Raw genomic sequence first — 14,016 nt, forward strand, 5'->3', positions numbered from 1 at the left:
ACTACTTCCTTTACGTTTGATGCCCCGGCTGCGACTTGGGGATGCGCATGGTGATCAGGGTTCCGGCGCCCTCCGCCGTGTCGATCACCAGACCGTGCGCGTCCCCGTAAACCTGGCGCAGCCGGAGGTCAACGTTCCGCAGTCCCACGTGGTCGCCGTCGGCGTGCCCGGCGAGCAGCGCCTGCAGTTTTTGTGGATCCATCCCCACTCCGTTGTCCTCCACAGTGATTTCGGCGAGGGCACCGGCGTCACGGGCGGAGATGGTGATGTGGCCTTCGCCGTCGATTGAATCCAGGCCGTGCCGCACCGAGTTCTCCACCAGGGGCTGAAGGGACAGGAACGGAATCACCGTGCCGAGGACTTCGGGACTGATCTGAAGGCTCACCTTGAGCCGTTCCCCAAAACGTGCCCGTTCCAGGAGCAGATAGCGGTCAATGGACTGCAGCTCCTCGGCGAGCGTGGTGAAGTCTCCGTGGCGGCGGAAGGAATACCGGGTGAAATCCGCGAACTCCACCACCAGTTCGCGTGCCCGCTGCGGATCGGTGTTGATGTAGGAGGCAATGGCGTTTAGCGAGTTGTAGATAAAGTGCGGACTGATCTGTGCGCGCAGCGCCTTCACCTCTGCCTCCATCAGCAGCGCCCTGGACGCATCCAGCTCCGCCAGCTCCACCTGGGCAGCAACCCAGTCGGCGACGTCGTTGGTTGCTCGGATGAGCCCGGCGCTGATCGACGGCGCGAAGATGCCCAGGGTGCCAACCGCCTGGCCGTTGGCGCGCAGCGGGCAAACCAGCAGCTCCCCGCCGTCCTGCAGCCCCAGCGCCCGCAGGGCGGGTCCGCGGAACACCTTGGTCCGTCCGGATTCAAGCACCCCCCGTGCGGCGAAGAAGATCCGTTCCCGCCGCTGCGGCGTGTCCGCCAGCACGCCCTCCCAGGCAAGAACACCGCCGGTGTCGGTCATGAACAGGGTCTCGCAGCGCAGCAGGCCGCGCAGGTGCCGGCTGGCACGGGAGGCTCCGGCCGGCGTGAGTCCGGCCCGAAGGTGGCGCGAAGCGAGCGACGCCGTGTGCAGGGTCGCGTAGGCTGCCCGCTCGGCGTCGGACCCCAGGTCCCGCTGGGAGCGGCTCAGCCGATAGCCCAGCGCAGCCACGGCTGCGAGCGTCAGGACGGCAACAGCGCAGACCAGAGCGACTTCCAAGGCGGCGGGCATGGCTCCCAGACTACCCAGTCCTGCAGCCCCTCAACGGCTCCGGGGATGCCGTTTGGCGCACGGATGGGCCCGTTCACCGACACAGGTGCGCGATAAGTGGCACCGGATGCATCCGCATTGGAAAAGTGATGCCCATCACAGCCGGCGTGCTGGCGGTCGCAGGTCCCCGATGGATCCGCGGTATCAGTGCCGTACCGCCGCACGTGCCCAACCCAAGGAGGAGAGATGGCTGAACACCAGCCACATTCACACCCCGAAAGCGAGGCGCCGGTCGACTTCCGGGAAGTCCAGCGGTCCCCGCAGTTCCAGGAGCTGCGCAAACGCCAGCGCAGCTTCATCTTTCCCATGGCCGTGGTCTTCCTCGTCTGGTACTTCGCCTACGTGCTGCTCGCTGACTACGCGCACGACTTCATGTCCACTCCGGTCATTGGCAACATCAACATCGGTCTGATCCTGGGCCTGCTGCAGTTCGTCAGCACCTTCGGCATCACCATGTGGTACGTCAGCTACGCCAACCGCCGCCTCGATCCGATCGCCTCCGAACTGCGCGGCGAGCTGGAGGCCAAAGGCGTGTCCCTTCCCGAGGAGACCAAATGAACACCCTCTACATCCCCGCCGCCGTCACCGCCGACGCCGTCCGGGAAACCGGCTGGCTGAACATGCTGATCTTCGGCCTGTTCGTGGCCGTGACCCTTGTGGTGGTGCTGCGTGCCAGCCGCAACAACAAGACCGCAGCCGACTACTACGCAGCCGGGCGTTCCTTCACCGGCCCGCAGAACGGCACCGCCATCGCCGGCGACTACCTCTCTGCAGCGTCCTTCCTTGGCATCGTCGGAGCCATCGCCATCAACGGCTATGACGGCTTCCTTTACTCCATCGGCTTCCTGGTTGCCTGGCTCGTGGCCCTGCTGCTGGTAGCCGAAATGCTGCGCAATACCGGCAAGTTCACCATGGCCGACGTGCTTTCCTTCCGGCTCAAGCAGCGCCCGGTCCGCATCGCCGCGGCTACCACTACCCTGGCTGTCTGCTTCTTCTACCTGCTGGCCCAGATGGCCGGCGCCGGCGGACTTGTTTCCCTGCTCATGGGCATCGACTCGAAGCTCGGCCAGTCCCTGGTGATCACCGTCGTCGGCGGACTCATGATCATCTACGTACTGGTCGGCGGCATGAAGGGCACCACCTGGGTGCAGATCATCAAGGCCTGCCTCCTGATTGCCGGTGCGGGCGTCATGACCGTCTGGGTCCTGGCCATCAACGGCTTCAACCTCTCCGAACTGCTTGGCTCCGCCGTCGAGATGTCCGGCAACGCCGCGATCCTCGATCCGGGACTGCAGTACGGCAAGTCTGAAACCTCCAAGCTGGACTTCATCTCCCTCGGCCTGGCCCTGGTGCTTGGCACCGCAGCCCTGCCCCACGTGCTGATGCGCTTCTACACGGTTCCCACCGCCAAGGAAGCCCGCCGCTCCGTAGTCTGGGCCATCTGGCTGATCGGCCTGTTCTACCTGTTCACCCTGGTCCTCGGCTACGGCGCCGCTGCCCTGATTGAGCGGGAGACCATCATAGGAGCTCCGGGCGGCGTGAACTCCGCTGCTCCGCTGCTGGCCTTCGCCCTGGGTGGGCCGGTCCTGCTGGGACTGATCGCCGCCGTCGCATTCGCTACCATCCTGGCTGTTGTGGCCGGCCTGACCATCACGGCAGCTGCCTCCTTCGCCCACGACATCTACGCCAACGTTGTCCGCAAGGGCAAGGTGGATGCCGACGGCGAGGTGAAGGTTGCCCGCCGGACCGTGCTGGTGATCGGCGTCGTGTCAATCCTGGGCGGCATTGGTGCCCAGGGGCAGAACGTTGCCTTCCTGGTCGCCCTGGCCTTCGCCGTCGCGGCCAGTGCCAACCTGCCCACCATCATCTACTCGCTCTACTGGCGCCGCTTCAACACCCGCGGTGCTGTCTGGAGCATGTACGGCGGCCTGGGCTCGGCCATCCTGCTGATCATCTTCTCGCCGGTTGTCTCCGGTGCTGAAACCTCGATGATCGCCGGAGCCGACTTCGCGATCTTCCCGCTGAACAACCCGGGCCTGGTCTCGATTCCGCTGGCGTTCTTCCTGGGCTTCCTGGGCACTGTCACCAGCAAGGATGACGAGTCTCCGGAAAAGCAGGCGGAAATGGAAGTCCGTTCGCTCACCGGTGTTGGCGCCGAGAAGGCAGTGGACCACTAGGTTTACCGCACGGTAAGAAGGGCGCCTCCCCATTCCTGGGGAGGCGCCCTTTGCCGTGCCTGGAAGCTGGTGGCAGTACGGCATGGGTGCGACGCCGCGGCGGCCCGCCTGCGGGCCCCCGAAGCGGGCTATTCGCCGGCGGCAGGTCCACGGTCGAGCAGCGGGGCCACCCGGTAGGGGATCAGCTCACCCATCGCCAGGGTGGTGTCGGAACGTTCGACGCCGGGCACGGAAAGGATCGCCTTGTTGACCCGGAACAGGTCTTCGGCGTCAAGCGCCACAATCCGCAGCAGCAGGTCCGCAGCTCCGGTCAGTCCGTGGGCCTCCACGACCTCCGGTACAGCGGAAAGATCAGCGGTGATCTCTGCCAGCCGCTGCTGCTGGACATGCACATGGACGAAAGCCATCAGCGGGTACCCCAGGGCCACCGGGTTGATCCGCCGTTCAAAGGAGAGGAAGGCACCTTTCTTTTCCATCCGTGAGAGCCGCGCCTGGACCGTGTTGCGGGAGATCCCCAGCCGGCCGGCCAGGGCGACCACGGTCCGCCGGGGATCCGTAGCCATGGCCCGCAGGACGCGGAAGTCGGTGGAGTCCAGAATCTGCATAGTGCGCAACGCTAGCACGGGGTGAAACGCCGAAGCAGGGCAGTATGCGCAATCGGAGCGCATGTGGTTGTGCTGCCTGCGCTGTGTGAGTAGGGTCACATCCTATCTGGGCAACGGCGCCCGGCATCAGGTTCGGACCCCACCACCCCCGGGGCCCCAACACGAAAGGATGCGTATCAAAGTGTCCCTGCATATCCCGGTAGACCATCCCGAAAACACCGGGACGGAACCGAACGATCCATATGTTCAGCTCATCCGGCCCGACGGCACGCGCGTGGCTGACACGTTCTACAGCCGCTGGGTCCAGGACGTCGACGCGGAGATCCTCCGCGGCCTGTACCGGGACATGGTCCTGGTACGGCGGATCGACACCGAAGCCACGTCGCTCCAGCGGCAGGGAGAACTGGGGCTGTGGCCCCCGCTCCTGGGACAGGAAGCCTCCCAAATCGGATCCGCCCGGGCGCTGCGCCCAACCGACTTTGTATTCAGCAGCTACCGCGAGAACGCAGTGGCCTACTGCCGCGGAGTGGAGTTCGCAGACCTCATGCGCGTCTGGCGCGGCAACGCAGCAGGCGGCTGGGACCCGTACTCGGTGAACATGGCTCCCACGCAGGTGATCATCGGCGCCCAGGCGCTGCACGCCGCGGGTTATGCCATGGGTATCGCCCAGGACGGTGCCGACGACGCGGCGATCAGCTACTTCGGCGACGGCGCCACCAGCCAGGGCGATGTCAATGAGGCGATGGTCTTTGCCGCCAGCTTCCAGGCGCCGGTCATCTTCTTCTGCCAGAACAACCAGTGGGCCATCTCGGAACCGGTTGGGCTGCAGGCCGCCATTCCCATTGCCAACCGGGCACCGGGATTCGGCATACCCTCCATCCGGGTGGACGGGAACGACGTCCTGGCCGTCCTCGCCGCTACCCGCGAGGCACTGGACCGTGCCCGCAGCGGCGCAGGCCCAACCTTCATTGAAGCCGTCACCTACCGGATGGGTCCGCACACCACCGCTGATGACCCCACCCGCTACCGTGATGCGGCGGAGCTTGAGGACTGGCGGCGCCGCGATCCGATTACCCGGCTTGGCACCCTCCTGCAGAACGAGGGAGAAGCAGACAGTGCCTTCCTCGCCTCCGTGGATGCCGACGCCGATGCGCTGGCGGGCGGGCTCCGCGAGGCCTGCCTGACCATGCCTGATCCGGGGCCGCAGGACGTCTTCGCGCACGTCTACGCCGAGCCGAACAGCTGGCTGGACCGGCAGCAGGAACACTATGGGGCCTACTTGGCAATGATGGATGTCCCGGCGGAAGGAAACACCCGATGAGCAGCATGACTTTCGGCCGCGCGATCACTGCCGGACTGCACGACGCCCTGGCGGCAGACCCAAAGGTCGTGCTGATGGGGGAGGACATCGGCAAGCTTGGCGGAGTCTTCCGCATAACGGATGGACTGCAGGCCGAGTTCGGCCCCAAACGGGTCATGGACACCCCGCTGGCCGAATCCGGCATCGTCGGCACCGCCGTCGGACTGGCCTACCGCGGCTACCGCCCGGTTGTTGAGATCCAGTTCGACGGGTTCATCTATCCGGCTTTCGACCAGATCGTTTCCCAGGTTGCCAAGATGCATTACCGGACCAGGGGCGCAGTGAAGCTACCCCTGACCATCCGCGTGCCCTTCGGCGGCGGCATCGGCTCACCGGAACACCACTCGGAGTCCCCGGAGGCCTACTTCACCCACACTTCCGGGCTGCGGGTGGTCAGTGTGTCCAACCCGCAGGACGCCTACACCATGATCCGGCAGGCGATTGCCTCGGACGACCCGGTGCTCTACTTCGAGCCCAAGCGCCGGTACCACACCAAGGGGAACGTCGAACAGACCCTCGAAGGTGCGCTGCCGATGGGCTCAGCCCGTGTTGCAGCACCGGGGACGGACGTGACGCTGGTGGCCTACGGTCCGCTGGTTATGACGGCGCTTGATACAGCGACGGCGGCCGGGGACGAGGGAATCTCAGTGGAGGTGATCGATCTGCGCTCGCTGGCCCCGGTGGATTACGACGCCGTTGAGGCCTCGGTGCGCAAGACCGGCCGGCTTGTGGTGACCCATGAGGCTGCCCAGTCCGGGGGCCTTGGCGCCGAGATCGCCGCCAGCATCACGGAACGCTGCTTCGACTTCCTTGAACATGCACCCGTCCGGGTGACCGGGTTCGATATTCCCTACCCGCCCGCACGGCTGGAAAAGCACCACCTTCCCGACCTTGACCGGATCCTGGACGGGGTTGACCGGGTGATGCGCCGGCCCAACTCACTGGAGACCGCCGCCGTCCTGGAAGGAGTCCGCGGATGATCCGGGAATTCCGGCTGCCGGACCTGGGTGAAGGCCTGACCGAGTCCGAGATCCTTTCCTGGCGGGTGGCCGAGGGCCAGCTGGTCACGCTCAACCAGGTCATTGCGGAAGTGGAGACGGCGAAAGCCGTGGTGGAGCTGCCGTCTCCCTTCGAGGGGGTCGTGGCCAGGCTCCACGAGGCCGAGGGCACTGTTGTTGAGGTAGGCAAACCCATCATCAGCTTCGACGTCATCGATACTGACGTACCTGTACCGGCTGCGCCGGAACCACAGCGCCGCCAGCCCACCCTTGTGGGGTACGGCGCTGAACCGGACCGCGCCGGACGCCCCGCACGACGGGCACGCCGCGGGCTTGCAGCGCCGGCGGAACCGACGCCGCCGGCTCCGGCTCCGGCTCGGACTCCGTCCCCGGCGGCAGCACCGGCACCGGCCGCAGCACCTGCTCCCGCCGCGGTGATCACTGACGCCCCGGTCCGGGAACGGCCGCGTTCCACGCCCCCGGTGCGCAAACTAGCCCGCGATCTGGGTATTGACCTCGCTTTGCTGACCGGGACCGGCCCGCAGGGCAGGATCCTCCGGGCGGATGTGGAGGCCGCCAGGCTGGCGGACCGTGGACGTTCCGGAGAATCCGTGACGGCTGAGACGGCCGTGCCGCCGGTGGTTGCCGACGCCCCGCATCTGGGGCAGGGCCGCGAAGAGCGGATCCCGATCGCCGGGATCCGGAAGCACACCGCCGCGGCGATGGTGTCCAGCGCCTTCACCGCGCCGCACGCCACCGTCTTCCTTACGGTGGACGTCACGGCGTCCATGCAGCTGCTGGAGAAGCTCAGGTCACGCAAGGAGTACGACGGCGTGCGGCTGACTCCGCTTGTCCTAGCCGCCAAAGCTGTGTGCCTGGCGCTGCGCCGGCACCCTGAGCTGAACGCCCGCTGGGATGAACCAGCACGTGAAATCGTCCGCTACCGCTACGTCAACCTCGGGATTGCCGCGGCAACCCCCCGCGGCCTGATGGTACCCAACATCAAGGATGCCCAGGACCTTGGCCTGCGGGAACTGGCCCTGGCCATTTCGGATCTGGCACGCACCGCCCGGGAGGGACGCACGCCGCCTGCGGCACTGTCCGGGGGCACCGTCTCCATCTCGAATGTGGGGGTCTTTGGAGTGGATGCCGGGACACCGATCCTGAACCCGGGGGAGGCCGCGATCCTGGCCCTGGGTGCGGTCCGGAGCCAGCCCTGGGAGTACGAGGGCGGAATTGCGCTGCGCCAGGTGACTACCCTAAGCCTGTCCTTTGACCACAGGCTGGTGGACGGGGCCGAAGGCGCCGCCTTCCTCCGGGACATCGGAGACGTGCTCGCCGAGCCGGCGATGGTCCTGGCGATGGACTGACCCAGGAGCCGCCGCGTCGGCCGCTTAAACTGCACAGGGCCCTTCTCCACCGTCCGGGAGAGGGGCCCTGCTGCAGTATGGTCGGCCAGTCTACGCCAGCTCGAGTTCCAGTTCGCGGACCACGGCACCGCGCGCATTGGCGAAGGTCTGTGCTTCGCCGATGACCTTGAAGCCGTAGCGTTCCAGGATGCGGATGGAGCTGACGTTGTCGGCCACGGCACGTGCCCGGATGGGGCGCTCAGGGAACTCTTCGAGGAAAAGTCCCACCGCCGCCGTCGTGATTCCCTGTCCCCAGCGGGAACGGTCAATCCAATAGCTGATCTCCGGGACGGCGCCGTCGCGGTAGGCCAGGATGGAACCAACGATTTCGCCGTCGGCAACGATCGTGCGCACGGTCACGCCGGAATCACTGAGGATCTGCTGCCAGTGAAGATCAAAGACACCCCGGTCTGAGGGATTCTTGGCGGCAAAGGCAGCCATATGGTTGGCGCCCGGGTCCAGCTGATGGGTGAAGAACTCATCAACGTCGCCCGGTTCTACGGCACGAAGCTCAATCACGGCAGGTCTTTCTGCTCGGGGGTTTTCTCCAGCGTACTAGGCATTCAGGGCTGCCCATGCCATGCGTTCGAGCAGGGCGCGGAGTTTGACGGTCTCGCGGGCGGTGGTTTTGCTGGTGAGGGTGTGGGAGGTGGAATTGATCAGGCCGAACACTGCCTGCGCCCGGTGGCGCAGCAGCGGCAGCCCGGAGTTTGGGTGAAGGGCCGAGATGGCGTCCACCCAGACTTCAACGTACTGTCGCTGGAGCTGGCGCACAGCGCGCTCGTCGTCTTCGGGGAGGCTGGCAAGGTCGCGGTCCTGGACCCGGATGACGTTCGGCTGGCGCAGGGCGAAGTCCACCTGGAATTCGATCAGTCCGCTCAACGCTGCTTCCGCGGTATCCGATTCAGCCACGACGGCGATGCCGCCTTCCAGCAGGTCCTTGCTGACCCCGACCAGCAGGGCTGAAAGCATGGCCGACTTGCCGCTGAAGTGGCGGTACACCGCCGGCCCGCTGACTCCCGCAGCCGCTCCCAGCTCTTCGATTGAGACCCCGTTGTAGCCTTTCTCGGCGAAAAGCGCGGCCGCGGCGTCCAGCATCGCAGCCCGGCGGGACGCCTTCGCGGCGCTCCTGCCCGTAGCGGTGCGCGGGGTGCTCTTGGTGGAATCCATGCCTGCCTTTCCGCGGTTCAATTTGGGGCAACCCTTCTATTGTGGTGGACAGGTCAGTTAATAGCCACTAACCTAATCCGAGTTAGCGTGCATTAACCAACACCTGTGATCCGGTTCACAGTTCCGGAAGACGCTCAACCTAAGGAAGTCGATGGAGACCCTTGCCACAGCGCTGGACGCCGCGTCGGCGTCGTACGCGGCCAACGATGCAGCCCAGCGGGTCCTCGCGGGGGAACTGCGCAAGCGGCTGGCTGAGACTGCCGAGGGCGGTCCGCCCCGGTCCCGGGAGCGGCACACAGCCCGGGGGAAACTGCTCCCGCGCGAACGCATCGAAGCACTGCTCGACGACGGCAGTCCGTTCCTCGAGATCGCCCCGCTGGCGGCGAACGGAATGTACAACGACGAAAGTCCTGCTGCCGGACTGATTGCCGGAATCGGCCTGGTCCACGGACGGCACGTGATGGTGCTGTCCAACGACGCCACGGTCAAGGGCGGCACCTACTATCCCATGACAGTAAAGAAGCACCTGCGGGCACAGGAAATTGCCCTGGAAAACCGGCTTCCGTGCATTTATCTGGTGGACTCCGGCGGAGCGTTCCTGCCGCTGCAGGATGAGGTGTTCCCGGACCGGGATCACTTTGGGCGGATCTTCTACAACCAGGCCCGCATGTCGGCAGAAAAGATCCCGCAGATTGCAGCCGTGCTCGGATCCTGCACTGCGGGAGGGGCCTACGTGCCGGCCATGAGTGACGAGACAGTCATTGTCCGCAACCAGGGCACGATCTTCCTGGGCGGACCGCCGCTGGTGAAGGCAGCCATTGGCGAAGTCGTCACCGCGGAGGAACTGGGCGGCGGGGAGCTGCACTCCAGGACCTCCGGAGTCACCGACCACCTTGCCGAAAATGACGCCCATGCCCTCGAAATCGTCCGGAACATTGCGGAGACCTTCCCTGACCCGAGGCGTGCCTGGGAGCCGGTCGAGGCGGTAGAACCCGCCGTGGATCCCCGGGAACTGTATGCGGCTGTGCCCGCCGACCTGCAGACCCCGTACGACGTCCGTGAAGTGATTGCCCGCATTGTCGACGGCAGCTCCTTCCACGAGTTCAAGAAGGAATACGGCACCACGCTGGTGACCGGCTTCGCACGGCTGCACGGACACCGCGTGGGCATTGTGGCGAACAACGGGGTGCTGTTCAGTGAGTCCGCGCAAAAGGGTGCGCACTTCATCGAGCTGTGCGACCAGCGGGGCATCCCGCTCATCTTCCTGCAGAACATTTCAGGGTTCATGGTCGGGCGGGACTACGAGGCCGGGGGAATCGCCCGGCACGGCGCCAAGATGGTTACCGCGGTGGCCACCTGCCGGGTGCCCAAACTGACCGTCGTGATCGGCGGATCCTTCGGCGCCGGCAACTACTCCATGTGCGGCCGTGCCTACTCGCCGCGCTTTTTGTGGATGTGGCCGGCGGCCCGGATCTCAGTGATGGGAGGAAGCCAGGCCGCTTCAGTCCTGGCGACCGTGCGCCGGGACGCCCTTGAAGCCCGCGGAGAGGAATGGGGCTCCGAAGACGAAGAAGCATTCCGGGAACCCATCCGCCGGGATTACGACGCCCAGGGAAGTCCTTACTACTCCACGGCCAGGCTCTGGGATGACGGCATCATCGACCCGGCTGACACCCGCACCGTACTTGGACTGGCCCTGGATGTCTGCGCCAATGCACCGCTTCCCGAAACTTCCTTCGGCCTCTTCCGGATGTGAGCAGATGACCATGGAGAACAAACCACTGACCGCGTTCGGCACCGTACTGGTTGCCAACCGCGGCGAAATCGCCTGCCGCGTCATCCGGACACTCCGGCGCCTTGGCATCCGCAGTGTGGCCGTCTATAGCGACGACGACGCCGGTGCCCGCCACGTCCGTGAAGCAGACACCGCGGTGCGCCTGGGTCCAGCCGATCCGCGCCGCAGCTACCTGGACGCCGAAGCCGTGCTGGCTGCCTGCCGTGCCTCCGGAGCGCAGGCTGTACACCCCGGCTACGGTTTCCTCAGCGAAAACTCGTCCTTCGCAAGGCTCCTGGCGGAGAACGGAATCGCCTTCATGGGCCCCGGGGTCAAAGCCCTTGAACTGATGGGGGACAAGATTGCCTCCAAGAACCATGTGTCCGGCTACGGGGTGCCTGTTATCCCGGGCATCGCGGAACCCAGACTGAGCGATGCGGACCTGCTCGCTGCTGCGGACGCCGTGGGCTACCCGCTCCTGATCAAGCCGTCGGCGGGCGGCGGCGGCAAGGGCATGCACGCCGTAAGCGCCCCGGATGAACTGCCCGGGGCGCTGGCTTCGGCCCGGCGCGTGGCGGCAGCCGCCTTCGGAGACGACACACTGTTCCTGGAACGGCTGGTCTCCGCACCCAGGCACATTGAGGTCCAGGTGCTGGCCGACACCCACGGGAACGTGATTCACCTCGGGGAGCGTGAGTGCTCACTCCAGCGCAGGCACCAGAAAGTCATCGAGGAAGCGCCGTCGGTCCTGCTCGATTCAGCCACCCGGGAACGGATCGGGGCAGCTGCCTGCGAAGCTGCCCGGTCGGTGGATTACACCGGAGCCGGGACCGTTGAGTTCCTGGTGTCCGGTGAGGCACCGGACGAGTTCTTCTTCATGGAAATGAATACCCGGCTGCAGGTCGAGCACCCGGTCACGGAGATGGTGACCGGAATCGACCTGGTGGAGTGGCAGGTCCGGATCGCTGCCGGTGAGCCGCTGGAGCTGTCCCAGGCCGAGGTGCGGCTGGACGGGCACGCCGTGGAAGCACGTGTTTATGCCGAAGATCCCGCGGCCGGGTTCCTGCCGACAGCCGGACGGGTGGACCTTTTGCGCGAAGCCGCCGGCGCAGGAGTGCGGACAGACTCAGGTCTGCTGGCCGGGCAGACGGTTTCCTCCAGCTATGACCCGATGCTTGCCAAGGTCATCGCCTGGGGAGCTGACCGGCAGCAGGCAATGGACCGGCTGGACGCGGCGCTCGCCGGGACCGTCATCCTGGGCATCGGAACCAACATCGAATATCTGCGCCTGCTGCTGGCTGATCCTGCCGTCCAGGCCGGGGACCTGGACACCACACTCATTGAGCGGCGCCTGCCGGAACTGGCTTTCCAGGAACCCGGAGACCTGGAACTTGCTGCCGCCGCGCTGTTAAAGCTGGCTGGGCTCCGGGGCGGCGTGCACGGCACGCACGGCAAGCTGGCAGGAGCCGCGGCCCCCTGGAACCGGGCGGACAGCTGGCGGATCGGGGGCCCGCGTCCGCTTTCCGTGGCGGTAACGGCCGCTGGCACGGAGCGCACTGCAGAAGTGCTCGGATCGCCGGATGCTGCCCGGCTGAACATCGACGGGGGACCGGAGCGCTCAGCGGGCCTTGAGGTGGACGGGAGCCTGCTGCGCCTGGAGCTGGACGGTGTTGTGCACACCCTGCACTTTGCCCTCGTCCCCGGTGCCGGCGGCTCGGAGGTTCTCTGGACTTCCAGGGAGGGCTACACCGCCGTGCTGGATCTGCCGGACCGTACCGAGCGGCTGCGGAACCAGCTCGCGGCTGCGGGAAAGACCGAAGGGGCTGCCGATCCGGTACTGCGCTCGCCGATGCCGGGCACCGTCGTAACCGTGGCAGCCGCAGACGGGGACACCGTCGAAGCCGGCCAGGTGCTGCTGGGGGTTGAAGCCATGAAGATGGAGCACCAGCTCAGCGCCCCCGTGGCGGGACGGGTCTCCCTGGCCCTGCGGCCGGGAGATTTGGTCAAGGCCGGGCAGGTCCTGGCCACCGTAACGCCGCTGGACGAAACCGAACCACCTACCCAAGGAGCAGGCCATGCCCAGCTTTGAGCTCAGTGAAGAACACCAGGCGCTGTCAGACACAGTGAGGGAATTCGCGGACGAAGTAGTCGCTCCCGTGGCTGCACTGCACGACGCCGAGCATTCCTTCCCCTACAAGGTCGTCGAACAGATGGGGGAGATGGGCCTGTTCGGTCTGCCCTTCCCCGAGGAGTACGGCGGCATGGGCGGGGACTACTTTGCCCTGGCCCTGGCCCTCGAGCAGCTGGCCCGGGTGGACCAGTCCGTGGCAATCACGCTCGAGGCCGGAGTGTCCCTGGGCGCCATGCCGATCTACCGGTTCGGCACCGAGGAACAGAAGCAGAAGTGGCTGCCTGGCCTGGCCCAGGGCACAGCGCTCGCCGGATTCGGCCTGACCGAGAGCGAAGCAGGCTCCGACGCGGGAGGAACCAAGACCACCGCCCGGCTGGACGGCGGACAGTGGGTGATCAACGGCAGCAAGGAGTTCATTACCAACTCCGGTACGGAGATCACCTCGCTCGTCACCGTTACCGCGGTCACCGGTACGTCGGAAAACCCCGACGGCAGCATCCGCAAGCATATTTCCACCATCGTTGTGCCCTCCGGTACCCCGGGTTTCACGGTCGAGAAGGCGTACAACAAGGTGGGCTGGAACGCCTCCGACACCCACCCGCTGACGCTGGCTGACGTGCGGGTTCCGCAGGAGAACCTGCTGGGCGCCGAAGGCCGCGGCTTTGCGAACTTCCTGCAGATCCTGGACGAAGGCCGCATCGCGATCGCGGCCCTTGCCACCGGCGCTGCCCAGGGCTGCGTGGACGAGGCCGTGCGTTATGCCGGCGAGCGTGTTGCCTTCGGCACCACCATTGGGAGCAACCAGTCAATTGCGTTCAAGATCGCCCGAATGCAGACCCGCGCCCATAATGCCCGGCTGGCCTACTATGACGCCGCGGCCAGGATGCTGGCAGGCAAACCGTTCAAGGTCCAGGCCGCGATGGCAAAACTGGTTGCCGGTGAAGCAGCGATGGACAACGCCAGGGATGCAACCCAGGTCTTTGGCGGCTACGGTTTCATCAATGAATTCCCAGTGGCGCGTCATTACCGGGATTCAAAGATCCTGGAGGTAGGTGAAGGCACCTCCGAGGTCCAGCTCATGCTCATTGCCCGGGAACTGGGGCTCTGAGCCGGCACAAGTTGGTCAACGGCGATTAACGGACGGAC

The 14,016-nt window shown here is 66.0% G+C and carries 12 protein-coding genes; 8 read left to right on the top strand and 4 right to left on the bottom strand.

The genetic code is table 11. From position 1 onward, the window contains the following. Positions 1-10: 10 nt before the first annotated feature. Entirely contained in the window at positions 11-1,207 is a 1,197-nt protein-coding gene (locus tag AO716_RS08065) for a sensor histidine kinase (RefSeq protein ID WP_055240410.1), read from the bottom strand. A gap of 225 nt (positions 1,208-1,432) precedes the next feature. On the opposite strand from AO716_RS08065, the gene AO716_RS08070 reads away from it, so the two are divergent. Further along, complete coding sequence (locus AO716_RS08070) at positions 1,433-1,804, top strand: DUF485 domain-containing protein (RefSeq protein WP_055240411.1); 372 nt, start codon at positions 1,433-1,435, stop codon at positions 1,802-1,804. Then, positions 1,801-3,423 (top strand): cation acetate symporter, encoded by a 1,623-nt coding sequence (locus AO716_RS08075; protein ID WP_055240412.1) that lies wholly within the window; start codon positions 1,801-1,803, stop codon positions 3,421-3,423. The genes AO716_RS08070 and AO716_RS08075 overlap by 4 nt, the downstream gene beginning before the upstream one ends. A gap of 128 nt (positions 3,424-3,551) precedes the next feature. On the opposite strand, the gene AO716_RS08080 is transcribed toward AO716_RS08075, so the two are convergent. Further along, the gene (locus AO716_RS08080; RefSeq protein WP_055240413.1) at positions 3,552-4,028 is read right to left on the bottom strand and encodes an Lrp/AsnC family transcriptional regulator; all 477 of its coding nucleotides are present in this window, start codon (positions 4,026-4,028) and stop codon (positions 3,552-3,554) included. A 169-nt stretch (positions 4,029-4,197) separates the two neighbouring features. Between AO716_RS08080 and pdhA the strand changes: the two genes are divergently transcribed. The 3 genes from pdhA to AO716_RS08095 are packed head-to-tail and all read left to right on the top strand — an operon-like array spanning position 4,198 to position 7,756. After that, positions 4,198-5,349, top strand: a complete 1,152-nt coding sequence (pdhA, locus tag AO716_RS08085) for a pyruvate dehydrogenase (acetyl-transferring) E1 component subunit alpha (RefSeq protein ID WP_055240414.1) — start codon at positions 4,198-4,200, stop codon at positions 5,347-5,349. Further along, on the top strand, positions 5,346-6,368 hold the full coding sequence (locus AO716_RS08090; RefSeq protein WP_055240415.1) for an alpha-ketoacid dehydrogenase subunit beta: 1,023 nt from the start codon (positions 5,346-5,348) through the stop codon (positions 6,366-6,368). The genes pdhA and AO716_RS08090 overlap by 4 nt, the downstream gene beginning before the upstream one ends. Next, positions 6,365-7,756, top strand: a complete 1,392-nt coding sequence (locus AO716_RS08095; RefSeq protein ID WP_055240416.1) for a dihydrolipoamide acetyltransferase family protein — start codon at positions 6,365-6,367, stop codon at positions 7,754-7,756. Before AO716_RS08090 ends, AO716_RS08095 begins: the two co-directional genes overlap by 4 nt. Positions 7,757-7,846: 90 nt before the next feature. Here AO716_RS08095 and AO716_RS08100 read toward each other — a convergent pair whose 3' ends face one another. Both AO716_RS08100 and AO716_RS08105 read right to left on the bottom strand, forming a co-directional pair. Then, positions 7,847-8,314: a GNAT family N-acetyltransferase gene (locus AO716_RS08100; protein WP_082413434.1), complete on the bottom strand. Its 468-nt coding sequence runs from the start codon at positions 8,312-8,314 to the stop codon at positions 7,847-7,849. 36 nt (positions 8,315-8,350) lie between these two features. After that, positions 8,351-8,965, bottom strand: a complete 615-nt coding sequence (locus AO716_RS08105) for a TetR/AcrR family transcriptional regulator (protein WP_055242028.1) — start codon at positions 8,963-8,965, stop codon at positions 8,351-8,353. 151 nt (positions 8,966-9,116) lie between these two features. On the opposite strand from AO716_RS08105, the gene AO716_RS08110 reads away from it, so the two are divergent. From AO716_RS08110 to AO716_RS08120, 3 genes are read left to right on the top strand one after another with little or no spacing between them, the layout of a single operon-like run. Then, positions 9,117-10,721 carry a carboxyl transferase domain-containing protein gene (locus tag AO716_RS08110; protein WP_055240417.1) on the top strand — a complete coding sequence of 535 codons (1,605 nt, stop codon included), beginning with the start codon at positions 9,117-9,119 and terminating at the stop codon, positions 10,719-10,721. 4 nt (positions 10,722-10,725) lie between these two features. After that, positions 10,726-12,828: an acetyl/propionyl/methylcrotonyl-CoA carboxylase subunit alpha gene (locus AO716_RS08115; RefSeq protein ID WP_055240418.1), complete on the top strand. Its 2,103-nt coding sequence runs from the start codon at positions 10,726-10,728 to the stop codon at positions 12,826-12,828. After that, positions 12,815-13,978 (top strand): acyl-CoA dehydrogenase family protein, encoded by a 1,164-nt coding sequence (locus AO716_RS08120; RefSeq protein WP_055240419.1) that lies wholly within the window; start codon positions 12,815-12,817, stop codon positions 13,976-13,978. Before AO716_RS08115 ends, AO716_RS08120 begins: the two co-directional genes overlap by 14 nt. Positions 13,979-14,016 lie beyond the last annotated feature (38 nt).

Source organism: Arthrobacter sp. Edens01, from assembly GCF_001307035.1.
Classification (GTDB): Bacteria; Actinomycetota; Actinomycetes; order Actinomycetales; family Micrococcaceae; genus Arthrobacter_B.